This is a genomic window from Streptomyces sp. NPDC014656 (assembly GCF_043084305.1).
Taxonomy (GTDB): domain Bacteria; phylum Actinomycetota; class Actinomycetes; order Streptomycetales; family Streptomycetaceae; genus Streptomyces.
This window is the reverse complement of record NZ_JBIBZN010000029.1, coordinates 1-22,987: the sequence shown is the minus strand read 5'-3', so window position 1 is coordinate 22,987 and position 22,987 is coordinate 1. Positions and strand designations below refer to the sequence as shown.

At 75.4% G+C, this 22,987-nt stretch carries 18 protein-coding genes; 6 read left to right on the top strand and 12 right to left on the bottom strand.

The genetic code is table 11. The features are described 5' to 3' along the window. Positions 1 to 72 precede the first annotated feature (72 nt). The 3 genes from ACF1ED_RS36500 to ACF1ED_RS36490 all read right to left on the bottom strand — a co-directional run bounded on the left by ACF1ED_RS36500 (position 73) and on the right by ACF1ED_RS36490 (position 5,252). Positions 73 to 2,103 (bottom strand): S9 family peptidase, encoded by a 2,031-nt coding sequence (locus ACF1ED_RS36500; protein WP_391767667.1) that lies wholly within the window; start codon positions 2,101 to 2,103, stop codon positions 73 to 75. Beyond that, complete coding sequence (locus ACF1ED_RS36495; RefSeq protein WP_391767666.1) at positions 2,076 to 3,860, bottom strand: N-acetylglutaminylglutamine amidotransferase; 1,785 nt, start codon at positions 3,858 to 3,860, stop codon at positions 2,076 to 2,078. The genes ACF1ED_RS36500 and ACF1ED_RS36495 overlap by 28 nt, the downstream gene beginning before the upstream one ends. 216 nt (positions 3,861 to 4,076) lie before the next feature. Further along, complete coding sequence (locus ACF1ED_RS36490; RefSeq protein ID WP_391767665.1) at positions 4,077 to 5,252, bottom strand: glutamate--cysteine ligase; 1,176 nt, start codon at positions 5,250 to 5,252, stop codon at positions 4,077 to 4,079. A 434-nt stretch (positions 5,253 to 5,686) separates the two neighbouring features. Between ACF1ED_RS36490 and ACF1ED_RS36485 the strand changes: the two genes are divergently transcribed. Further along, the gene (locus tag ACF1ED_RS36485; protein WP_391767664.1) at positions 5,687 to 5,944 is read left to right on the top strand and encodes a DUF6479 family protein; all 258 of its coding nucleotides are present in this window, start codon (positions 5,687 to 5,689) and stop codon (positions 5,942 to 5,944) included. Positions 5,945 to 6,044: 100 nt separating this feature from the next. Further along, complete coding sequence (locus ACF1ED_RS36480) at positions 6,045 to 7,112, top strand: MerR family transcriptional regulator (RefSeq protein WP_391767663.1); 1,068 nt, start codon at positions 6,045 to 6,047, stop codon at positions 7,110 to 7,112. On the opposite strand, the gene ACF1ED_RS36475 is transcribed toward ACF1ED_RS36480, so the two are convergent. The 3 genes from ACF1ED_RS36475 to ACF1ED_RS36465 all read right to left on the bottom strand — a co-directional run bounded on the left by ACF1ED_RS36475 (position 7,081) and on the right by ACF1ED_RS36465 (position 9,537). Then, positions 7,081 to 7,857: an anti-sigma factor gene (locus tag ACF1ED_RS36475; protein ID WP_391767662.1), complete on the bottom strand. Its 777-nt coding sequence runs from the start codon at positions 7,855 to 7,857 to the stop codon at positions 7,081 to 7,083. The genes ACF1ED_RS36480 and ACF1ED_RS36475 overlap by 32 nt on opposite strands. A 146-nt stretch (positions 7,858 to 8,003) precedes the next feature. Beyond that, positions 8,004 to 8,630, bottom strand: a complete 627-nt coding sequence (locus ACF1ED_RS36470; protein ID WP_391767676.1) for a class F sortase — start codon at positions 8,628 to 8,630, stop codon at positions 8,004 to 8,006. Positions 8,631 to 8,715: 85 nt separating this feature from the next. Next, a complete protein-coding gene (locus tag ACF1ED_RS36465; protein WP_391767661.1) occupies positions 8,716 to 9,537 on the bottom strand; it encodes a DUF4397 domain-containing protein in 822 nt (273 codons plus the stop codon). Between the two features lie 200 nt (positions 9,538 to 9,737). Between ACF1ED_RS36465 and ACF1ED_RS36460 the strand changes: the two genes are divergently transcribed. Then, positions 9,738 to 10,385, top strand: a complete 648-nt coding sequence (locus tag ACF1ED_RS36460) for an RNA polymerase sigma factor (protein ID WP_391767660.1) — start codon at positions 9,738 to 9,740, stop codon at positions 10,383 to 10,385. 69 nt (positions 10,386 to 10,454) lie between these two features. On the opposite strand, the gene ACF1ED_RS36455 is transcribed toward ACF1ED_RS36460, so the two are convergent. Next, positions 10,455 to 12,317: a glycosyltransferase gene (locus ACF1ED_RS36455; RefSeq protein WP_391767659.1), complete on the bottom strand. Its 1,863-nt coding sequence runs from the start codon at positions 12,315 to 12,317 to the stop codon at positions 10,455 to 10,457. A 405-nt stretch (positions 12,318 to 12,722) separates the two neighbouring features. Here ACF1ED_RS36455 and ACF1ED_RS36450 point away from each other — a divergent pair, with 405 nt between their 5' ends. Next, the gene (locus ACF1ED_RS36450; RefSeq protein WP_391767658.1) at positions 12,723 to 14,066 is read left to right on the top strand and encodes a glycosyltransferase; all 1,344 of its coding nucleotides are present in this window, start codon (positions 12,723 to 12,725) and stop codon (positions 14,064 to 14,066) included. A gap of 86 nt (positions 14,067 to 14,152) precedes the next feature. On the opposite strand, the gene ACF1ED_RS36445 is transcribed toward ACF1ED_RS36450, so the two are convergent. Further along, positions 14,153 to 16,234: an MMPL family transporter gene (locus ACF1ED_RS36445; protein ID WP_391767657.1), complete on the bottom strand. Its 2,082-nt coding sequence runs from the start codon at positions 16,232 to 16,234 to the stop codon at positions 14,153 to 14,155. A 386-nt stretch (positions 16,235 to 16,620) separates the two neighbouring features. Here ACF1ED_RS36445 and ACF1ED_RS36440 point away from each other — a divergent pair, with 386 nt between their 5' ends. Continuing rightward, the gene (locus tag ACF1ED_RS36440; RefSeq protein ID WP_391767656.1) at positions 16,621 to 17,877 is read left to right on the top strand and encodes an NAD(P)/FAD-dependent oxidoreductase; all 1,257 of its coding nucleotides are present in this window, start codon (positions 16,621 to 16,623) and stop codon (positions 17,875 to 17,877) included. A 149-nt stretch (positions 17,878 to 18,026) separates the two neighbouring features. Here ACF1ED_RS36440 and ACF1ED_RS36435 read toward each other — a convergent pair whose 3' ends face one another. Next, positions 18,027 to 18,632, bottom strand: coding sequence for an RNA polymerase sigma factor (locus ACF1ED_RS36435; RefSeq protein ID WP_391767655.1), 606 nt, complete (start codon positions 18,630 to 18,632; stop codon positions 18,027 to 18,029). Between the two features lie 273 nt (positions 18,633 to 18,905). Next, a complete protein-coding gene (locus ACF1ED_RS36430) occupies positions 18,906 to 19,289 on the bottom strand; it encodes a DUF6479 family protein (RefSeq protein ID WP_391767654.1) in 384 nt (127 codons plus the stop codon). A gap of 729 nt (positions 19,290 to 20,018) precedes the next feature. Here ACF1ED_RS36430 and rocD point away from each other — a divergent pair. After that, on the top strand, positions 20,019 to 21,272 hold the full coding sequence (rocD, locus tag ACF1ED_RS36425; protein WP_067412566.1) for an ornithine--oxo-acid transaminase: 1,254 nt from the start codon (positions 20,019 to 20,021) through the stop codon (positions 21,270 to 21,272). Positions 21,273 to 21,284: 12 nt separating this feature from the next. Here rocD and ACF1ED_RS36420 read toward each other — a convergent pair whose 3' ends face one another. Both ACF1ED_RS36420 and ACF1ED_RS36415 read right to left on the bottom strand, forming a co-directional pair. Next, positions 21,285 to 21,818, bottom strand: a complete 534-nt coding sequence (locus ACF1ED_RS36420) for a GNAT family N-acetyltransferase (protein ID WP_391767653.1) — start codon at positions 21,816 to 21,818, stop codon at positions 21,285 to 21,287. 43 nt (positions 21,819 to 21,861) lie between these two features. Further along, positions 21,862 to 22,987: glutathionylspermidine synthase family protein (locus ACF1ED_RS36415; RefSeq protein ID WP_391767652.1), on the bottom strand; the 1,126-nt coding region annotated here is incomplete at its 5' end.

Genomic DNA, 22,987 nt, shown 5'->3' with positions numbered 1-22,987 from the left:
TGGGCGGCCGCGACCCCTCCGCCGGGCGGCGGAACCGCGCCGCCGGCCCCCGCCCGGGGGCGCCGCCCGGGCTCAGGCGAGGCGCTTCTCGATCCAGTCCGCCGCCGTGCGGCGGAACAGGCGGCGGCTGTCGGCGCGGCGGAAGTCGTGGCCCTCGCCGTGGAGGAGGAGGAGTTCGGCCTCGTGGCCGCGCTCCCGGGCGGCGCGCACGATCTGCTCGGACTCGCGCGGCGGGACGTTGGTGTCGTGGGCACCGTGGACGGCGAGCAGGGGGACGCTCAGCGCGTCGACGCGGCTCATGGGCGAGAGGGCGCGCAGCAGCGCCCGGTCGCGTTCGGGATGGCCGTACTTGTGGGCCGCCGACTCGGCCAGCCAGGGTTCCGTCGTGGCGAAGAAGGTCGTGAGGTCGGACATGCCGCAGACGGTGACGCCGGTGCGGAAGAGCCCGGGGTGCCAGACGAGCGAGGCGAGCGTCAGGTAGCCGCCGTACGAGTGGCCCATGACGGCCAGGCGCCCGATGTCGGCCAGGCCGGCCTCGACAGCGTGCGCGACGCAGTCGGCGACGTCGTCGATGGCGGCGAAGCGCCCCTCGCCGAGGTCCGCGTCGCGGAAGGTGCGGCCCCAGCCGGAGGAGCCGCGGACGTCGGGGGCGAAGACGTCCAGGCCGCGGCCGGCCAGCTCGTGGTACAGCGGGTCGAAGACCGGGCGTTCCTGCTCCTCGGGGCCGCCGTGCAGGTGGACCACGCAGGGCGCGGGTTCACCGGGGGCGCGGCCGGGGGCGCGGTGGTACCAGCCGCCCAGACGCAGCCCGTCACGGGCCTTCGGCCGCATCGGGGCCGGGCGCACCGGCGCGGGGCCCGGCGGGACCGTGTCGGCGTCCCGCGCGGTCCACGGGGCGCGCAGCGCGGTCGAGGCGTCGGCCAGGTGCCAGACCCCGGGGCGGCGCTGCGATCCGGCCAGGGCGGCCACGAGGCCGTGCGGGCCGGCGGCGGCGACCCGGGTGACGACCTCGTGGTCGAGCTCCACCGTCCGGGGCGGGACCGGCACCGCCCCCGGCCCGGGCAGGGCGAGGGTCTCCAGCTCGCTGATCCCGCCGGCGTTCCAGACGAGGGCGGCGCGGCGCCCGTTCTCGACGGACGCGAACAGTTCCAGGTCGTGGGCGGCCCTCCGGGCGATCTCGCGCAGACCGGTCCGTCGCCCGTCCCCGTCCAGGTCGAGGGCGAGCAGGGCCGCGAACTCGGCGCCGTGGTCGCTGCGCAGCCACACCGTGCGGGCGTCGGCCGAGAAGCGGCCGATCCACGGGTCGCCGTCGGCGACCGGGAGCGTGCAGGCGGCGGCCCGGTCGGCGACGCGGACCACGACCGCCTCGCGCCCGCCGCGCGGCCCGCGCCGCAGCAGCGCGAGCCGGCCGTCGCGGCTGACGTCGCAGACGCGCAGGGTGGCCGCCTCGGACTCGTCGGCGAGCAGGACCGGCGGGCGGGTCCCGTCGGGGTCGACCAGGTAGGCGGTGAGGCGGTCGCGCACGAGGCCCCGGCCGTCGCCCGTGACCGGGCGGCCGTCCGCGCCGAGGAGGGTGGCGGGTCCGTCGCGGTCCGCGCCGCCCGGCGACCGCTCCGGGCGCCTCACCGGGTCGCCCGCCTCGTCGACGGGCTCGGCGACGGTGACGGCCAGCGCCGAACCGTCGCCGACCCAGCACCCCAGGTAGGCGGAGGTGCCGGGCTGCGCCCCGGCGAGCACCCTGCGGTCCGAGCCGTCGGGGCGGACGCACAGGACGCGGGTGTGTCCGCTGCCGCCGGGGGCGACGGTGTACGCGATCCACCGCCCGTCCGGCGACCAGGCGACCTCCGTGACGGGGTCGGGCGTGGTGTCGAGCGGCCGCGCCCGGTCGCCGTCGGCCGGTCCGACCCACAGCTGCGGCGAGCCGCCCCGGTCGCAGACGAACGCGACGCGTTCGCCACCCGGGTCGGCGGAGGGGTACCAGCAGGCGTGCGCCGCCTGGAGCGGCGGGGTGTCGTGGCGCCCGGCCCCGGCGGGCAGGGGCCGCGCCGCGGGCGCGCCCGGCCGGTGTTCTCCGATCAGTCGATTCCGTGCGTCTGCAGCCATATCTCCAGCAACGCTACCTGCCACAGGGCGTTCTGCCCGCGGTGGGCGCGGTGGTCGTCGGGAGCCTCCAGGAGGGAGGCGACGTACTCCTCGCGGAACAGCCCGCGGGAGCGGGCGGCGGGCGCGGCCAGGGCGTCCCGGACGCGCTCCATGACGGGCGGGGCGAGGTGGTGGATGGCGGGCACGGGGAAGTACCCCTTGGGGCGGTCGACCACGTGGCGCGGGAGGACCGTCCGCCCGATGTCCTTGAGGACGCCCTTGCCGCCCTGGGAGAGCTTCAGTGCGGGCGGGCAGGCGGCCGCCAGTTCGACGAGTTCGTGGTCGAGGAAGGGCACCCGGGCCTCCAGGCCCCAGTCCATGGTCATGTTGTCGACCCGCTTCACGGGGTCGTCGACGAGCATCACGTGGGTCTCGGTGCGCAGTCCCGCGTCGATCGCCGTCTCGGCGCCCGGTGCGGCCATGTGGGCCTCGACGTACTCCCGGGACACGTCGCGGAGCGGCAGCATGTGCGGCTGGAGGATCTTCTCCAGGTCCGCGTGGGTGCGGTCGAAGTACACCTCGGCGTACCGGTCGGGCTCCTGGGCGCGCGGGACCCCCGCGAGCTCCTGGTGCCAGCGGTAGCCGGCGAAGACCTCGTCGGCGCCCTGGCCGCTCTGGACGACGCTGACCTCCTTCGCGACCAGCTCCGAGAGGAGGTGGAAGGCGACGACGTCGTGGCTCGTCATGGGTTCGCTCATGGCGGCGACCGCCGCGTCCAGCGCGGTGGAGACCCGGTCGGACGGCACCATCAGCTGGTGGTGGTCGGTCTCGAAGCGCCGGGCGACGAGGTCGGAGTAGAAGAACTCGTCACCCTCCTCGCCGGCCTCCGTCTCGAAGCCGACGCTGAAGGTCGCGAGGTCCGCCTGTCCTTCCTCGGCCAGCAGGGCCACGATCAGGCTGGAGTCCAGGCCGCCGGAGAGGAGCACCCCGACGGGCACGTCGGCCACCATCCGGCGCCGCACCGCGGTGCGGAGCGCGTCGAGCACGGCGTCCCGCCACTCCGGGGCGCCCATGCCGGCGAACTCGGCGCGGCGGGCGTAGGAGGGCTGCCAGTAGGTGTGGTCGGCGTGGGTGCCGTCCGGTTCCACGACGCGGACGGTGGCCGGGGGCAGCTTGCGCACCCCGGCGAGGATCGTGCGCGGCGCGGGGACCGTGGACTGCCAGCTCATGTAGTGGTGGGCCGCGACGGGGTCGAGGGCCGTGTCGACGCCGCCGCCCGCGAGCAGGGCCGGCAGCGTGGAGGCGAAGCGGAGCCGGCCGGGGGTCTCGGCGAGGTAGAGGGGTTTGATGCCGAGCCGGTCACGGACCAGGACGAGCCGGCCGGTGCGGTGCTCCGCCAGCGCGACGGCGAACATGCCGACGAGGCGCGTGACGAAGCCGGTGCCCCACTGGCGGTACGCCTTGAGCACGACCTCGGTGTCCGAGGTGGTGGTGAAGGTGTGCCCGAGTCCCCTGAGCTCTTCCCTGAGGTCCTGGTAGTTGTAGATGCAGCCGTTGAAGGCGCAGGTCAGACCGGCTTCGGTGTCGGTCATGGGCTGGCTGCCGCGGTCGCTCAGGTCGATGATCTTGAGCCGCCGGTGGCCCAGGGCGATGGCGCCCTGGGACCACAGGCCGCGTCCGTCGGGTCCCCTGGCCGCCAGCCGGTCGGCCATGCGTTCCACCGCCGCCAGGTCGGGACGGCTTCCGTCGAACCTCAGCTCACCGGTCAGGCCGCACACGGGACGCCACCTCCCGGGAGGACGGACCGCCCCGTACGGGACGCGGACTCGGCGGCGTGGACGGGCGGGCGGGTACGTTTTCGCATGTGCGTCGCTCCTCGGTGGGACGGTCGGCCGGCCGGCGGGATGCCGGCTGCCGGATTTCGGAAAGACGGAGGTCGGGGTGCCCGCTCCCGTCGGACGGGTTCCACGGGCCGTCGCCCGCGTCGGGCCGGCTCACCGCGCTCCCGCCGCCGCCCGTCCGTCGTGGCGGGCGTGCCGGGTCCGCGCGGCGCGGCGCTCGGGCCGGACGGCGGGGCGGGTCCTCCCGCGCGTGTCCGCGACGAGCTGGTCCACGCCCGCGAGCAGGTCCTCCCGGGCCACCGCGGCCCGCAGCCGTTCGGCCGCGCTCCCCCGCGCGAGGGTCTCCTCCGCCAGGGACCGTACGGTCGCCCAGTCGCCGTGCGCCTCCAGCGCGGGACGCAGCCGGCGGAGCGTTCCGCGCACCACTTCGGGGGCGGGCGCGGGGCGGCGGGTCACCGGGTCGACGAGGTCGCCCTCCAGTCCGGAGCGGGCCGCGCGCCAGGTCGCCGCGCGCAGCCAGGCGTGGTTCCCGTCGCAGCCGGGCTCCCCGGCGTCCATCCGGGCGAGGGCGTCGGCCACGAGCGCGCGGTGGAGCGCGGCGATCAGCACCACCGTCTCCACGCGCGGGCAGGCGTCGCAGACGCGCAGTTCGAGGGTGGGCAGGTGGGCCGAGGGGCGGACGTCGTAATAGATCATGCCGGGGTCGCTGATGACGCCCGAGCCGACGAGCTCGTCCACCACCCGGTCGTACTCCTCCGCGCCGGCGAAACAGCCGGGCGGGCCGGCGGTGGGCCAGCGCTCCCAGACCATGGTGCGCCAGCTGGCGTACCCGGTGTCCGCGCCGAGCCAGTACGGCGAGCTCGCGGACAGCGCGAGGAGGACCGGAAGCCACGGCGCGACGGCGCACATCGCGCGGACCGCCGCGTCCCGGTCGGGCACGTCGGCGTGCACGTGGGCGCCGCAGATCAGCTGCTCGTCCGCGAGCCGCCGGTACTCGCCGGTCATCCGGGCGTAGCGCGGATCGGCGTCCGCGCTCGGGACGGTGCCGAGCCGGGCCAGCGGGGCGGTGCCGGCCGCGACGACGGCCAGGCCCTCGGAGGCGGCCGCGCGGTCCAGCCGCGCGCGGGTGGTGGTCAGGTCGGTGAAGAGTCCGTCGAGGGTCGTGTGCACCCCGCTGTTGGATTCGACCACGGACTGGGGCAGCTCCCCGGTGAAGGTGTCGCCGTAGCGTTCCACGGCGCGCAGCAGCGCGTCGGCGCGCGGCACCAGCCGTCCGCTCTCGACGTCGATCACGTGGAACTCCTCTTCGACCCCGATGCGGACGGTCACCGTGACTCCCTGTGATCGGACGGCCTTCTCGGACCGGGGGCCCCGCCTCCGTGGCGAGGTCCCCTCGTGCTCCACCGACTGCCCCGCCTGGCGCTCCTCATGCCTCCGGCCCCGCCCGGCGGCCGTCCCGGGCCGCTTCCCGGCGACCGGTGCGGGCGCGCCGGGACGCGGCCGGCGGCGGCCTCGCCCCGCTCCCCGACCACCCTCCGTGCCCGGCGCCGGGGTCCGCGGCCGTCCCGCCGGAAAGGAACGCGTGAGCGGGAGGGCGGCGTCGACGGCAGCGACGGCGAGCGGTGGCGGCGGCGAGCGGTGGGGCGTCCCGTACGCGCGGGGCGGAGATCTCGCCCCCCGCGCATCCAGGCGCGCACCGGCGGCCGAAGTCACACGTACGCCCCATAGCCACCCGTACGTCCATCGCTTCGCCGGAGGTCATCGTGCTCGTTCTCGTCGGATTGCTCGTCGTCGCCGTCCTGATCGGCGCGTTCGTCCTCGGGACCAGGGTCCGCGACGGGGAGGCCCCGCCGCCGGACCCCGCCTCGCATCCGCTGCGGCCCCCCACCGACCGTCTGCCGGGGGAGACGTCCGCGTACCGGAGGCCCTCCGAGGTTCCCCGGACCGACTGGGCGCACCGGCTGCGGCCGCACCAGCTCGGAGCCGCTACGGAGGCGTCGCCCGTGCCGCCCCGGGAATGACCGGCACCTGTCGGGGGCGGATCCGGCGCGGGCCGGGCGGACTCCGCGCCGCGCCGCGTTTGAATGGCATGCAGCGTTGACGAAGCGGGAGGTGGATTGCATGGCCGGCACGAGTCCGGGAATCACCACGGGGGCCCTGGCCCGGCGCCTGGGGGTGTCGCCGACCACCGTCCGCTCCTGGGAGCAGCGCTACGGCATCGGGCCGGCGACCCGCCCGGACGGCAAGCACCGGCGCTGGACCCCCTCCGACGTCGCGATGCTGGAGGAGATGTGCCGCCTCACGGCGTCGGGCATTCCCCCGGCGGAAGCCGCCCGGGCCGCCCGGAGCAACCGCCGGGAACCGTCCGGCGCGGGCGAGGAGTTCCCCGCCCCGGCCCCTCCCGCGTCCGGCCCCTCGCCGGACCACGGACCGGCCGGGGGCGGCGGACTGCCCCTGGGGGACGTGCGCCAGGAGTGCCGGGGTCTGGCCCGGGCGGCGGTCCGGCTGGACGCCCCGGCGATGGAGAGCCTGCTGGAGCAGGCGGTCTCCGACTACGGCATCGTCGCGGCCTGGGAAGAGGTGATGGCCCCCACGCTGCACGCCGTCGGCCGCAAGTGGGAGTCCTCGAGCGACCGTTACGTCGAGGTCGAGCACCTGCTGTCCTGGCAGGTGTCGACCGTCCTCCGCCGCGCCGCCACGGCTTCCGCGGGGAAGCCGATGCCTCCGGTCCTCCTCGCCTGCGTGCCGTCGGAGACCCATACGCTTCCGCTCGAAGCGCTCACCGCGGCCCTGTCCGAGCGGGGCCTCGCGACCCGCATGCTCGGCGGCGCGGTGCCGGCGGAGGCGCTGGACGCGGCGGTGCGCAGGTGCGGTCCCGCCGCGGTCGTCCTGTGGTCCCAGGCGCGTTCGACGGCGAGCCACGCACTGGCCCGTCACGTGGCGGGCGTGACGTTCGGCCTGCGCGGTGCCCGGACCGCGCCGCTGGTGCTGCTGGCGGGCCCCGGCTGGGCGGGCCGGACGCCCGACCCCGGCATGCTGCGCCCCCGGGGGCTGCGCGAGGCCCTCGACTCCCTCTCCCGCGTCTACGGCGAGCCCGTGGCGGAATCGGAGCGCAGGCCCGCCGCCGGGCCGGAACCCCTCGGCGCGGACGGCCCGGCTACGTCGCCGACGGCGGCAGATCGCCCCTGACCACGCTCTTCCCCGAGTGCGCGGGGTCGCCGTCGTAGACCTGCGCGGAGACGTCGAGGAGGGGGTACCCCGCCAGGTCGACGCCGTCGGGCAGGGGAAGGGTGGCCGTGCCGTCGGATCCCAGCACCCCCACGGCGATCAGCTTGGTGTGGGTGCGGTCCATGAGCCACACCTCGTAGTAGCCCGGCGTCGGTGGCAGTCCGCTGACGGACACGGTCACCGCGCGCCTCGTGTCCGCCCCCCGGTGGATCCGCACGGTCCCTTCGGCCGCCGGCGCGGCCACCGGCGCGAGAGGAGCCGTCAGGACGGCGGCCGCCGGCGGCCTGTCCTCGTGCGTCCGCCACCAGGTCGCCGCGCTCCCGGTCAGGAGCCCCGCGACCAGACCCGCCGCGGCGAGGAGCGGGCCGGAGCGGCGCCACCGGCCCCGGCGGGGCGACCGCCCCGGAGCCGGGGGCCCGGACGGCCCGTCCGGGCCCGGGGGACCGTGCCCGGCGTGCCCGTCCCGGGCGGCGGTCACGGGCAGGTCCAGTTCCGCGGAGACGGCGTCCCACACCCCTGCCGGAGGCGGCACGAGAAGGTCTTCGATGGTGGCCGAACGGGCGCTCTCGACGACCCGCCGCAGCTGCCGGAGCTCTCCGGCGCACTCTCCGCAGACCCGCAGGTGGGCCCGCTGCCGCGCGTCGGGCGGGCTGGAGGGCCGCAGGGCGAGTTCGGTCAGATCGTCGGCACTGAGATGTTCTGCCATGGTCACATCACTCGGGCAGGACGGGCGGGCGGGCGCGGTCATGTCGTTCCGGGAGAGGGCCGGAAGGGGTCGGCGGGAATCGGCCCCGCGGGTGTCCGGCGCGGGTCCCGGCGTCCGCGCGGGCGGGCTGGCGGAGCTGCGGGCGGTCAGCCCTCCGCCGGGAGGGGCACCGCGGTGACGACGAGGTTGCGCAGGTATCCGCCCCCGTCCGGGTCGTACGGTGGCGCACAGGTGATCAGCGTGAGGACGGGTGGGCCCGATCGGGCGAAGGCGGATGCCGGAAGTTCGCTCTTGTCGACTGTCGCGCGGGAGGCGACGCGGTAGGAGACGGGAGGCGCGCCGTCGCGCCGGACCAGGACGGCGTCACCGGCGCGGACGTCGGCGAGGGCGGCGAATTCGCCCAGGTCCCCCGAGCGGGAGTCGACGTGCCCCATCAGCACGGCCGAGCCGGAGCGTCCTCCCGGGGCGGGGCCGAAGCGGTACCAGCCGGCCCGTCCGGGGTCGGCGGGAACCTGAGCGCCTCCGTACCGGTCGACTCCGACCGGCACGACCGGGGCGTCCAGGCCGACGCGCGGGATCTCGACGCTCCGCGGGGGTGCCGGCCGGCCGGACGGTTCGCCGGCCCGGGCGGGCGCGCGGGAGGGCGGGGCGGGGGGATGCTCCGGGGGCGGTCCCGCCCACGTCCCGGACGCGGAGGGAGGCGTCCGGGCGTGGAAGTCCGGGCCGGCCGGAGGGACATCCGGAGCGGACGGCCGGAGCGCCGCTCCGACCACCAGGGCCACCGCTCCGGAGACGGCCAGCACGACGGCTGTGATGCCGTCCGCCGGCCGTCCGCGGCGCGGCGTGGCCCCGCGTGATTCAGGCACGGGACCGCGCCGCCGCCCGACGGGCGGTGAGGGTGCCGGCGAGCGCGAGCAGTCCGGCTCCGGCGGTGAGGGCGATCCACGCCCCGGAGTCGTTGGGCTGCCCGAGACCCGCGTCCACCGCGGCGGGCGCGGCGTGCATGCCGGTCAGGGTCTGGACCTTGAGCGCGAGGTTCTTGTCCGCGGCGCTGCCCCAGGCGTAGACGATGTTGGTGGAGCCTTCCTTCAGGTCGAGGTCGGCGGGGCCGATGACGACGTCGTCGCCGCCGGCGAGGACGACGTCGGCCGAGACCGTCCCGGCGGAAAGCTCCGCGGTGTCCTCCTCGGGGTTCACGAGCCCCTTGAAGACGGGCTGGCCTCCTGCCCTGACGTCCACGGCGGGTGCCGCGGCGACGTGGCGCACGGTCAGCCGCGTCTGCCCCGCGGGGATCTTGGAGGTGTCGTTGACGAACGCGTCGAGCCGGGGCTTGCCGTCGGCCGACAGGTGCGCCACCACGGTCGCGTTCGCACCCGCGGGGACCTCCACGGTCTTCTGGATGGCGGGAGTCCCCTTGGGGTCGGCGCCGGCCGGGAAGACCTTGAGGTCGTAGCTCCCCGCGGGGAGCTCCTGGGGTTCGGTGAGGGTGCCCGGCTTGAAGTCCGGGAGGAGTTCGTCGCCGTTGGCGTACACGTCGACGGTCAGTCCGGGTACGGCGTGCAGGACGGACACCATGGCGGTGTCGTCGGCGTCGGAGGCGGAGGCGGGCACGGTGGCGCCCAGGACGAGGGCGCACGTCCCGAGGGTGGCTGCGACGAGGGCGGGGGTCCGGGTGTTCATCGCTGGTTCCTTTCGGACCGCTCACTCCCTGCGAGGGAGCGGATGCCTGTGCTTCGCCGCGACCCCGTGAGCGGGATGCAGGGTTCGGCTCCGGACTTTTCCCTTCCCATTTCGACGCAACATCAATGCGTGTTGTCTGCGTGCATCGATTCGGCGGACGGTGTGGGAGACGGTGCATCCCCGTGCCATAGGAGCAAGCCATGGTCTCCGCCCACCCCTCTTCCCCGGCTCACGGCCACCCGCACGCGCCGCCCGCGGCCCCCGACGGGGCGTCGCCGCGGGCCGACCGCTCGACGGCGCCCGACGCGTCGGAAGCGGAGCTCGCGGCACGGTTCACGAGCGGCGATCCGTCCGCCCTGGCCACCCTGTACCAGCGGAACTCGGCCCTGGTGTACTCCCTCGCCCGCCGTGCGCTCGGCAACGCCCAGGACGCGGAGGACGTCACGCAGCAGGTGTTCATCGCCGCCTGGCGCGGCCGTGCCGGATACCGGGCGGAGCGGGGCGCCCTCGGCAGCTGGCTCGTCGGCATCGCGCGCCACGTCATCCTGGACGCGCGTACGGCACGGACGCGGCGGACCGAGCTGGAGCGCGTGCTGACGGGTCAGCACGCGCAGGCGGTCCGCACCTACAGCAAGGACGAGTGCGAGCAGGCCCTGAACCGCGTCCTCGTCCTCCAGAAGCTCGGTCTCCTCTCCCCCGTCCAACGGCGTCTGGTCGGCATGGCGATCTACGGCGACATGACCCAGGCGCAGATCTCGGAGGAGACCGGCCTCCCGCTCGGTACGGTCAAGAGCCACATCAGGCGCGCCCTGCACTCCCTGAGGCGCTGGATGGAACCCTCCGCCTGAGGCGCCCGCCCCCGCACCGTCAGAACCCCCCTTTCTTCGGCGCGCTCCGCGAGCGCGGGAGCACCCGCGTCAGACGGGTGCCCGCCCGAACGGCTCCGGCGGCGGGCCCTGTTCCGCCTTCCGGCCGCGCGAGGCCACGTCGGCGTAATGGCCCGCGAGGGCCCGGGCCATGGCGGCCGCCGAGTACTCGGTGCGCACGAGACGCCGTGCCCGCCGTGCCATGGCCCCGGCGGTCTCGTCGTCCAGTTCCAGCAGGCGCCGCAGCCCCCGGCCCAGCGCGTGCGAGGACGAGGTGTCCAGGAGCAGGCCGTTGACCCCGTCGTCCAGGTAGTGCGGTACGCCGCCGCGCTCGGGCCCGGCCACGACCATCCCCGCTTCCATGGCCTCCAGGACCGCGAGACCGAACTCCTCCTTCGCGCTCGCGCAGACGTAACGCGCCCGGAACCGGTGGGCGGGGTCGGCCAGCGTCCGTTCGAGCGACCGCACGTCGGCGTTGGAGAGCGCGGGAAGGAGCAGCAGGTGTTCCCGGGCTTCCGGGTGGCCGAGGGTCGCCGCGCGGATCCGGTCGCGTACCAGGGATTCCTGACGGTCCGGCGCACCCGCGCTCCCGCCGACGAGGACCAGGACCGACGCACGGTGGCACCCCGACTCGATCCACGCCCGGACCAGGACGTCCTGCTGCTTCACCGGGTGCAGACGTCCGACGCTCAGCAGCACCGTCCGTCGGGGCTCCCCGGCGGGTCCGGCCTTGCCGGCGATCCCGGCGAGGAGGGATCCGCATCGTTCCGCCGCGTCGGGCGGCGGCTCGTAGGGCGCCACGCCTTCCGGCGGGGCGCTCAGCCTCCGTGTCCCGTGGCCCCGGGCGAGCTGGGGGAAGTGGTGGAGCAGTTCCGCCGTCCCCCCGCGGCCGGCGATTCCCACCACGCGGTCGGCCCGGGCGACCAGGCGGTCGGCGAGGAACACGCGGTGCAGGTCCAGGCGCACGTGGTCGGGATCCGCTTCAGGGCGGTCGAGGAGTTCGCTCATCCGGCGATGGGGGTCGGGGGTCGCGGTGAACACCAGCCCGGCACCGACCCTTCGGGCCGCCTCCGACAGGGCGAGCGAACCGTCGTCGGCGTAGCGCACGTGCAGGACGTCGAGCGGCCGCCCGAGCGCGGACAGCAGCGTGGTGGCCCACCAGGCCAGGGCTTCGCGGTGCTCCCCCATGTCCTGCGGGCCGGCCGGCCGGTCCGTGTCCACCGGAAGCCGCAGGATCCAGTGGCCGGGGCTCCGCCGGCGCAGCAGGACACGGTCCTCTTCGAGATCGGGGCGGCAGGCGGTGACCACGGTGAGCACGCCCGCGATGCCGTCGGTCGAGGCGAGCGCCTCCCCCACGGAGTCGAGGAGGACGCTGAGGCCGCCGCTCGGGCCCTCGCCCGGCCGGTCGAACCGCCCCAGGAGCATGGACTGGGCGACGACCAGCCCGGAGGAGGGCAGGGGAGGCGGGGCCCCTGTGCGCGGCCGGTGGCGCAGGGCTTCCAGCAGGAGGCGCTCGTAGGTGTCCGCGGGCTCCACGGCCCGGAGCCGGTTCTCCGCCCGGCGCCCGTACCGGGCGAGCAGCCGCCATGCCGCGTGCCGCACCCGCCGGGAGCCGGCGCGGGCGAGCCGGAGGACGCCGTCCTCGGGGAGGGGACGGAGGTCGGCGGCGGCCGCGAGGTGCAGCAGCATGGCCGTCGTCTCCGGGTCCCGAGCGGTGCGGAGGCCGGAGCGCAGCGATCTGGCGACCCGGGGGCCTCCGTGGAGCCGTACGACCTCGGGCCACGCCTCGAAGACCGCTCCCCGGGCTCCGTCGCCCCCGGCCACGAGCCGCACGCACTCCTCCGGGCCCGGCGTCCGTCCCGCCCGTACCCGCTTCCGCAGGCGGGCGACCGCCACGTCATGGGCCGTGGCCATGACGTGGCGCCCGGGGCGTCCCGCACCGCCGCCCGCTCCGTACTCCTCTTCGACCAACCGGGACAGGAGACTGCGGGAGGACGGCGGCGGGTCCGGCCGGTTCGAGGACGTCGTCGCGCCTCCGGACCCGGTCCAGAAGGCCCGCCTCGCCGCCGTGAACGCGTCACGCTCCCCCTCCGCGCCGGTGGAGCCGTGGGGGCCCGGCGCCGCCGGGCCCGGGACAGAGATTTCCATGTGGACTCCTGGTGGGATACGTCCGGCCAGGAGGCTTTCCCCGTCTCCTCCCGGCGCGGATGCACCCGGGTGCGGGGCGCGGCCCCGGTACGCGAAGGGCACGGAAGCGCATCCGCTCCGGCGTTCCGGTCCGAAGCACCGGACGGATGTCTTTCCAGCGGAGGAGGCCGGATGCCACGCGTCGCGGTGATCAGTCCCCCCTTCCAGTCGCACGCCCGTCCCCTGTCGGTGCTGGCGGGCGCTCTCGCCCGGGCGGGCTCCGACGTCACTTTCGCGTGCGCGCCGCCCTTCGCCCGGCTGGCCGAGGAGGCAGGCGTGGGCTTCGCCCCGTTGACCGTGTCGCGCAACGCGAACACCGGTGTCGCCCGGAGCACGCGGCAGGGCGTGCGGGAGGCGGAACGCCTTGAGGAGTTCCTCGGCTCCACCCGGGAGGGGGCGGTGGCCGCGCTGCTCACGCAGTGCCGTCACCGTGGCGAGGACATGCTCTCCGACCCGGAGGAAGTCCTCGCGGAGGTACGGAGCCTCCAGGAGCGCCTGGCTCCCGACTGGTTCGTCGTCGACCAGCTCAGCTACCCGGTGACGCTCGCCCTGCATTGTCTGGGGCTGCCCTTCGCCACGTTCTGTCCGGGCCATCCGACGTACCTGCCGAACGGCCCGGAGGCCCTGTTCGGCGTCCCCTACGCCTGGCCCGGGGCCGTCCGTCCCGCCGCCCGGGACCTCGCCGAGCTGCGGAAGGCCGCGCTGGCCAACGACCTCGCGTTCACCGAGCGGTTCGCCGGGGTCGCCCGCGGACACGCACCCCGGGCCGCGGCTCCCGGCCGGGCGTTCGCCCTGGCTTCGCGGCACGCCGTCGTCTTCAACTACCCGTGGTTCTCCTGGCTGCCGGAACACCGGCCGTCCGGAGCGCGCTTCCTGTACGGGGGCCATGGCGCGCCCCCGGAGGAGGAGGGGCCCGGCGACGAGTGGGAGGGCGTGCTCGACCGGCTCAGGTCGGCCGCGGGCCGCCTGGTGCTGATCGCGCTCGGCACCTTCCTGTCCGCACGCGACGACGTACTGGCGTTGCTGGTCCGGGGCGTCCTCTCCCATTGTCCGGACGTGGCGGTCGTCGTCGCCGCGGGCGACTCGGCACCGGCGTTGGCGCGCTTCGCCGGGCCCAGGGCGCACGTCGCGCGCGTCGTTCCCCAGCGGTGGCTGCTGGGCCGGGTCGACGCCATGGTGCACCACGGAGGCAACAACTCGTTCACCGAGTGCGTGGCCTCCGCGACGCCCGCGCTGATCCTGCCCTTCTCCAGCGACCAGTTCTCCATCGCCCACGACGCCGAACGCGCGCGGCTGGCCACGTGCCTGGACCCGGCGACACTGACCGAGGCCGACGCGGGCGCCGCCGTACGCGATCTCCTCGAACACGTCCCCGAGGGGCTGCCGCGCTGGTCGGAGGCGGTCCGCCTGCGCGGGCCGCACTGGATCGCCGACCGCCTGCTCGACGCCATGGAGTCGTCCGTCCCGCGCCGGTGACCGATCGGCGCCCGGCGAGCGGCCGGGACGCGCACGCCGCGTCCCGGCCCGGCGCCGCCGTCGGGCCGCGCCCCGCCCGCCGGCCGTCAGGGGCGGTGCCGAAGCGCGCCCGGCCACCACACCGCGGGACCGATGTCACGCACCAGGGCGGGGACGAGGAGCGACCGGACGACCAGGGTGTCGAGGAGGACGCCGAAGGCGACGATGAACGCGATCTGCACCAGGAACGCGAGGGGGATGACGCCCAGGGCCGCGAACGTGGCGGCCAGGACGACGCCGGCCGAGGTGATGACCCCTCCGGTGGCGATCAGACCCCGCCGCGTTCCCTCCCGCGTACCGTGCCGGGCGGTCTCCTCGCGGACGCGGGACATGAGGAAGATGTTGTAGTCGACGCCGAGCGCCACCAGGAACACGAAGCCGTACAGGGGCACGGCCGGGTCCGTCCCGGTGAAGCCGAACACGTGCTGGAACACGAGGGCGGACACCCCGAGGGTGGCGGCGAAGTTGAGCGCGACCGTCACCACCAGGAGCAGGGGCAGCAGGACCGAGCGCAGCAGGCCGACGAGGATCACGAGGATGATCGCGAGCACCACGGGAACGATCAGCGTCCGGTCCCGCTCGGCGGTGACCCGGGTGTCGTACTGCTGGGCGGTGTAGCCGCCGACCAGGGCGTCGGCGTCCGGCACGGCGTGGAGGGCCGTCCGGAGGCCGGCGATCGTGTCCTTCGCCGCATCGGTGTCCGCGGCGTCCGCGAGGGTGACGTCGACGCGTACGCGCCCGTCCGCGACGAGCGCCTCGGTGGTTCCGGGAGCCCCGGGGGCCGTGAAGACCGTGGCGGAGTCGACTCCTTCGACCTCCTCCGCCGCGGAACGGACCCTCTCCGCGGCGCCGGCGTCGGCGATGACGACGGCGGGGTTGCCCGCGCCACCGGGGAAGTGCTCGACGAGCCGCGCCTGGGCCGCGACGGACGGGGCGTCCTTGACGAAGATCTCGTCGAGCGGCACGCCCTTGGAGTCGAGGCCGAAGGAGAAGGCGGCGCAGACCAGCAGGGCCGCGAGGGAACCTCCCCAGACCTTGCGGGGCGAGCGGTCGACGAGGGCGGCGATCCTGCGCCAGAGCGGGTGCGCGTCGTCGGCGGGCGCCGGCTCGGGACGTGCGGGCCAGTAGGCGGCACGGCCGAGCAGCACCAGGGCCGCGGGGAGGAAGGTCACGGTGCTCAGCACGGCGCACACGATGCCGATCGCTCCGACCGGCCCCAGCGCGCGGTTGTTGGTCAGGTCGCTGAGGAGGAGCGCGAGCAGACCGAGCGCGACGGTGGCCGCGCTGGCCGCGATCGGCCCGATGGACTGCCGCAGCGCCGCCCGCATGGCGGGCACGCGGTCCCCGTCCCGGGCTCCGAGCTCCTCGCGGTAGCGGGCGGCCAGCAGCAGCGCGTAGTCGGTGGCGGCTCCGATGACGAGGATGGACAGGATCCCCTGCACCTGCCCGTCCACCCGCACGACGTCGTGGTCGGCCAGGACGTAGACGACGGCGCAGGCCAGTCCGAGGGCGAACACGGCCCCGATGATGATCAACAGGGGGAGCAGGACGCTCCGGTAGACGAGGAGCAGGATCACCAGGACCGTCACCAGGGCGACCACCAGCAGAAGACCGTCGATGCCGGCGAAGGCGTCGGTGAGGTCGGCCTGTGTGGCGGCGGGGCCGCCGAGCCATGCCTCCGCGCCCGGGACGGCGGACACCGCGGCATCGATCTTCCCTATCGTCCCCGGGAGTTCGTCGCCCAGGTCGGGCCGGAGCTGGACGATGCCCCGCAGGGCCTCGCCGTCCGTGGACGGCAGTGCCGGAGAGGGCGCGCCGACCACTCCTGGCGCGCCTTTCAGGGAAGCGAGCGCCCGCGTCGCCGCCGCTCGCACCGCGGGGTCGAGTCGCCCGCCCCCCGGCGCCGTCCAGACGACCAGGGCGGGCAGGGTCTCCTCCTGGCGGAAGGCTTCCTGCTCCACCAGCACCCGAGTGGATTCGGCGCTCCGGGGGAGGAAGGCCGCCTGGTCGTTCGTGGCGACCTCGCCGAGCTTGCCCGCGTAGGGGCCCAGCCCTCCTCCGATGACGAGCCAGACGACGAGGACGAGGAGCGGCAGCAGTCGGCCGGCCCACCGCGGGGGTGTGGACATGAGAACTCCCGGAAAGGGTGCCTTGATGAGAAATAATCTCAATGATGAAGGTATGTCGGTGCGAGACCCGTTCGTCCGACTGCCGACGGGCGGCGCGGGCTTCCGGGTCGGTGGCGATTCCGTACGGAGCCGTTCCGCGGATGCACCCGACGCGTGAAGCGCCGCGCCGCCCCCGGGGGGCCACCGCCCGCCGGGGGACATCCGCCGCATCCACGGGCCGTCCCCGGGGCGAAGGAGTGAGGGACGGCCCTCGACTCGGCCGGGGCCGCCCCCCTGGGACGGGGACGCGAGCGGCTCCGTGCGGACGCGCCGCCGCGAGAAGGCCGCGGGACCGGCCGCCCGGCCAGGAGCCCCCACCCCAGGAGCCCACACCCCAGGAGGACGCGATGGCGCGGACGACGGACGGCGGATCGTACGACGTGGTGGTCGTCGGAGCGGGCGCCTCCGGGCTCTCCTGTGCCGGTGACCTGTGCGCGGCGGGGCTGCGGGTGCTGCTGCTCGAGGCCGGCGACGCGGTCGGCGGGCGGATGCGCACCGACCGCGTGGCCGGCTTCACCGTGGACCGCGGGTTCCAGGTCTTCAACACGTCCTACCCCCAGGTGAAGCGCCGCATGGACCTCCCGGCACTGCGGCTGCGGCCCTTCACCCCCGGGGTGCTGGTCCACACGGAGGACGGGCCGCGCCTGTTCACGGACCCGAGCCGGCGTCCCCTGCGGAGCCGGGACCTGCTCCCCGGGCGGCTCGCCTCCGGTCGCGACCTGCTCGCCCTCTCCGCGCTGTCGGCCCGGGACGCCCTGGCGCCGGCGTCGGTGCTGCGACGCGGCGCCGACGGTACGACGCTCGACGCGCTGACGGCGGCGGGCGTGTCGCCGCGGCTGGTGGAGACGTTCTTCCGGCCCTTCCTCTCCGGCGTCTTCCTGGAGGACCGGCTGGAGACCTCGGCGCGCTTCTTCCACCTGGTGTGGCGGAGCATGCTCCGCGGCACCCTCTGCCTGCCGGCCGGGGGGATCGGCGCGGTGCCCGCCCAGCTCGCGTCGCGGCTGCCGCCGGGCGTGGTGCGGTGCGGGGCCCCGGTCTCCGCCCTGACATCCGGGGGCGTGGCCCTCGCCGACGGCCGTGAGGTGTCCTCCCGCGCGGTCGCCGTCGCGACCGGCGGGCGGGTCGCGGCGGAACTACTCCCGGGACTCCGCGTACCGGACGGCCGGACGGTGACCACGCTGTACCACGCGGCCGCCCGCCCTCCGCTGGAGGAGCCCCTCCTCGTCGTCGACTCGCGGCGCAGGTTCCTCAACACCTGCGTCCTCACCGCCGTCCAGCCCGGTTTCTCCACCGACGGCCGGGCCCTCGTCTCCACTTCCGTGCTCGGCTCCCCCGACGCGGCCCACACGGACGCCGTCCGGCACGCCCTGGGCGAGGTGTACGGAGTCGACACGGACGGCTGGGAGCTGGTCCACCGCGTCACGGTCACCGACGCCCTGCCGGCCATGCCGGGCCCCTCCCCGCTGCTCCGCGCCACGCGGTGGGCGCCCGGCCGGTACGTGTGCGGGGACCACCGGGCGACCGGTTCCCTCCAGGGCGCGCTGGCCTCGGGAGCACGGGCGGCCCGCACCGTCCTGGACGACCTCCGCTCGGGCCGGGCGTGAACGGCCCGCGCCGCCCGGGGGCACCGCGGCCGTGACCGTGCCCTCAGGGCCTCCGCGGATCTCCGTGCCGCTCGCAACGGGCCTTCAGGGCCGGTCCCGAGAGGGCGGCCGGGCCCCGGCCGGAGGGCACGGCCGGAGGGCGCGAGGGCTCAGGGGGCGAGGCCGGCCGGCCCGTCCGCGCGGGCGCGCGCCGGTTCGCCGACCGCCCCGGCGAGCGAGCGCAGCGCCCTCCTCGCATGGCTCTTGACCGTGCCGAGGGGCAGGCCGAGGCGCCGCGCGATCTCGGGCTGCGTGAGCCCCAGGTAGTAGGCGAGGAAGAGGATCTCCCGGCGTTCGGGCGGCAGAACGGCCAGGTGGACGGCGAGCCCCAGACGCTCCACCGCGTGCGCGCAGACGTCGGGGCCTTCCTGAGCGGGCCCCAGGACCAGGCGGCGGAAGCCTTCGTGACGCCGGATCAGCGCGCCGGACGCGTCGGCCGCCTTGTGGACGGTGATGCCGTGCAGCCACGGACCGAGGTCGCCGCGACGCGGGCAGTACCGGCCGGAGTGCGACCAGACGTCCGCGAACACCCGCTGGGCGACGTCCTCGGCGTCCTGGGGATCGACGCAGCGGCGCCGGGCCCACCGCAGCACGACGGGGTACCAGCGGGTGAAGAGGGACTCGAAGGACTCCCGCACGACATCGCCGTGCGGCGGTGCGCCGTCGTTCCGGGCCAGGCAGTGGGCACAGGGGGGCGCGGGCGGTCTGGAGGGCACCAGTCGTCTCCGGAGGCGTCCGGGGGAAGGGACGGGGTCGCGATGCCGACGGCCGTAACGGGTCCCTCGGGACGAGGCCGCGGCGCAGGGATGCCCACGGCACCAGCGGACCACGGAGTCCCGCCCGCCGCCATCCCGCGCGGGCCGGCCGTGAGGGTCGCGCCGCCACGGTGCCGGACGCGGGGCCGCCCTCCCCCGCCGGACACGGCAACGGCGCGCGGGGGAGGGACCCTCGCGCGCCGTTCGTCCTCCGCGGGGACGTGCACCGGTGTTTCAGTCGCCGTGGCCCGTGCCACCGCTGCCGAAGCCGCCGCTGGAGATGCCGCCCCACTTGCGCTGCTCCTCGCCGGGCGGATGGACCGAGGCGTCGCCGCAGCTCTTCAGGTTGTAGGGCAGGAGACGGTGCTCCCCGTCGGTGCGGGGCACCTCGGAGGGCTTCCGGTACTCGGACATCTCACCGGGGAGCCGGTCGGTCTCGGGGCGGTGCGGCTGGGTGCCGGGGGCCGGGGGCGGAAGCTCCTTGCCCGTGAGCCTGATCCCCAGGACGAAGGCGCCGATGAGCACGACGACCACGATCAGGCCACCGAGCACCTGGGCGAGTCCGGACTGCCAGACGCCGGCGGCCAGACCGTTCACTGCGACGGCGTGGGTGTTCATGAGGGTCTCCCCATCGTCGAACCCCGCCGGTAGGGCGGGGCCCCGGTCGGACATTGCTCTGTCGCGCACCTCCGCGACGCGGCCGGGCGGCCGAGGCCGGGAGGGCGCGAGGCGAAGGAAGACCAGCGTCTCTCCGCCGGCCACGCGCGACCATTCGCGTCGTTCGTGCGTCGTTGCGCCGCGGCGGTCTCCCGGACGGCCCGGAAGGTCCCCGCCTCCGGTCACCGGCCTCCCGCCGAAAGCGGGGGGCACGCAAGCGGAGCCCGCACCCGACGCCGGCCCGGCGGGCACCGCCGTTCGGGTCGTCTCCCGGGGACCGCGCATCCGCGCGGAGCCCCCTCCGCGAATCCCGGACGCTCGGTCCCCCTCAAGAAAGCCAGGACACCCCATGGCCTCATCTGTCACGTTCCTCCCCGGCCACTACACGCCGGCGGCGGGCGAGTACGTCTGCGACTGCGCGGAAGGGCACAGCTGGCGGATCGACCTCGTCGGGCACCTCTTCCCCCCGTTCCCGCCGAACTGCGGTGCCCGGACATGGCAGGCGGCACAGGCAGCGGGGTCTCCCGACCCCGCACCGGGACGGTCACAGATCTGACCCGACCGGGCGTGGGGGGGGGGGGGCCCCCCCCCCGGCGGGGGCGGGGGGGGCGCGCGGCCGGGCCCCCCCCCGCGACGATAGAAAGAGGGCCACACCCCGGCCTCACCCGCAGCAGGACGAACGGAGATCCCGTGTCTGGTACGCCTTCTGGTACGCACTCCTCCCCCGCTCCCGGTTCCGCGACCGCCGAGGCCATCGACGCCGCCGAGGCGCACAGCGCGCACAACTACCATCCGCTGCCCGTGGTGGTGGCGAGCGCCGAGGGCGCCTGGATGACCGACGTCGACGGCAAGCGGTACCTGGACCTGCTCGCCGGGTACTCCGCGCTCAACTTCGGCCACGCCAACCCCCGCCTGATCGCCGCAGCCAAGGCCCAGTTGGACCGGGTGACGCTCACCTCGCGGGCCTTCTTCCACGACCGGTTCGCCGCCTTCTGCGAGGAGCTGGCCGCCCTCTGCGGCAAGGACATGGTGCTGCCGATGAACACCGGCGCCGAGGCGGTCGAGACGGCGGTGAAGACCGCCCGCAAGTGGGGGTACCGGGTCAAGGGCGTCCCGGACGGCGCCGCCCGCATCGTCGTCGCCTCCGGCAACTTCCACGGCCGCACGACCACCATCGTCAGCTTCTCCACCGACGAGGAGGCCCGCGCCGACTACGGCCCGTACACCCCGGGCTTCGTCGTGGTCCCCTACGGCGACGCCGACGCGCTGGAGGCCGCCCTCACCGACGACACGGTGGCCGTGCTGCTGGAGCCGATCCAGGGCGAGGCCGGGGTCCTGGTGCCCCCCGCCGGCTACCTGCGCCGGGTCCGCGAACTGACCGCCGAGCGGAACGTCCTCTTCATCGCCGACGAGATCCAGTCCGGCCTCGGCCGCACCGGCAGGACCTTCGCCTGCGAGCACGAGGGCGTCGTCCCCGACCTCTACCTGCTGGGCAAGGCCCTCGGCGGCGGCGTCGTCCCCGTCTCGGCGGTGGTCGGCGACAGCGACGTCCTCGGCGTCTTCCGCCCCGGCGAGCACGGCTCCACCTTCGGCGGCAACCCCCTGGCCTGCGCCGTCGCCCTGGAGGTCATCGCGATGCTGCGCACCGGCGAGTACCAGGCCCGCGCCACCGAACTCGGCACCCGCCTCCACAACGCCCTAGCCGACCTCGTCAAGGCCGACGGCCCGGTCCGCGCCGTCCGCGGCCGCGGCCTCTGGGCCGGCGTCGACCTCGACCCCGCCGTCGGCACCGGCCGCGAGATCTCCGAACGCCTCATGTCCCGAGGCGTCCTGGTCAAGGACACCCACGGCTCCACCATCCGCATCGCCCCGCCCCTGGTCATCTCGGCGGAGGACCTGGACTGGGGCCTCGGGGAGCTGCGGGGGGTGCTGGGGATGGCGTAGGGCCCCGGCCCCTCAGAGCCCGGCCGCCCCGATCGCCCCGGCCGCCCCTTCCTCCGGTCCCGCCAGCTCCTTCACGTACCGCCGTCCCACCGTCCCGTTCCGCAGCACCGTCTGCTCCGTCGCCGTGAAGCCGGTGCGGGTCAGCACGGTGTGGGAGGCGAGGTTGTCCAGGTTTGCCTGGGCGCGGAGGGAGGTGAGGGCGTAGGTGGTGGCGGCCAGGTGGCAGACGGTCCGGGCGGCCTCGGTGGCGAGGCCGCGGCCGGTGGCCGACTCGGCCATGCGGAAGCCGAGTTCGGCCTGGCCGTCGGTGATGTCCATCAGGTTGAAGCGGCCCAGGATCGTGGTGGCGTCGTCGGCGACCAGGACGTGGAAGTGGTCGGTGCCCTCGTCCTGGTAGGTGAGGAGGGCGCGGTGGCGGGCGGGGAAGTCGGCGAAGTAGGCGTCGCCCCGGTCGCTGATGGTGCGGGCGAACCAGGCGCGGTTCTCGCGTTCGAAGGCGAGGAGGGCGGGGGCGTGGTCGGCGCGCAGGCGCTGGAGTTCGGGCACCGGGTCGGGTCTCTCTCGGGGTGGGGCGGGGAGCGGGGGCGGGTCAGAGGATGACGTGCGGGAGGAAGCGGGCGTAGCCGTCGGTGACGGGACCGGCCGATTCGCGGATGCCGAGCCCGGCGGCCTCGTCGGCGACGACCCAGGCGCCGAGGACGACGTGGTTGGTGGGGCTGTGGGCGCCGGGAGCGGGGGTCGACAGGTCGGGCAGGAGGGCGAGTTGCTGGTAGCAGCTCGGGCCGGTGGCGGGCGCGGGGGTCTGCGTCCCGCCGGGCTGGTGGAGGGTGACGCCGGCGCCTTCGCGGCCGAGCAGGGGCTTGGTGACGTACCCGGTGGTGGCGGCGAGTTCGCGCGGGCCGTCGAGGTAGGAGGCGAGGAGGTTGGGGTGGCCGGGGTAGAGCTCCCAGAGGATGGCGAGGAGGGCCTTGTTGGAGAGGAGCATCTTCCAGGCGGGCTCGATCCAGAGGGTGGAGCCGGTGCCGCCGCCGTTGTCGAGGGTGTCCAGGACGTGCGGGCCGAAGTCGTCGCTGGCCAGCCACTCCCACGGGTACAGCTTGAAGCAGCTGCGGATGAAGCGGAGCCGCTGGTCGACGAAGCGGTGCGAGAGGCTGTCCCAGCCGATGTCCTCGACGGCTATCGCCTCGGTCTCCAGCCCTGCCTGGGCGGCGGTCTCGCGCAGGTAGGCGACGGTCATCAGGTCCTCGCCGCACTCGTCGTCGATGGTGTGCGCGAAGTGCACGGGGCTGCCCGGCGGCAGCAGCGCGGCCTGCGCGCGCCAGGCGTCGACGAGCCGTTCGTGCAGGGAGTTCCACTGGTCGGCGCCGGGGAACCGTTCCTCCATCCAGAACCACTGGGCGCTGGCCGCCTCCACCAGCGAGGTGGGGGTGTCGGCGTTGTACTCCAGCATCTTGGCGGGCGCCCCCGACCCGTCGTACCAGAGGTCGAACCGGCCGTAGAGCGAGGGCAGTTCGGCCTTGCGGTGCCAGGCCTCGGTGACGAGGGAGGCGAGGCGCGGGTCGGTGATGCCGAGTTCGGCGAAGCGGTCCTTCTCCACGATGTGCGCGGCGGCGGCCAGGCACATGGCGTGCAGTTCCTCGACGACCTCCTCCAGCGCCTCGACCTCGGCCAGGCTGAAGGAGTAGTAGGCGCTCTCGTCCCAGTACGGGCGGAGC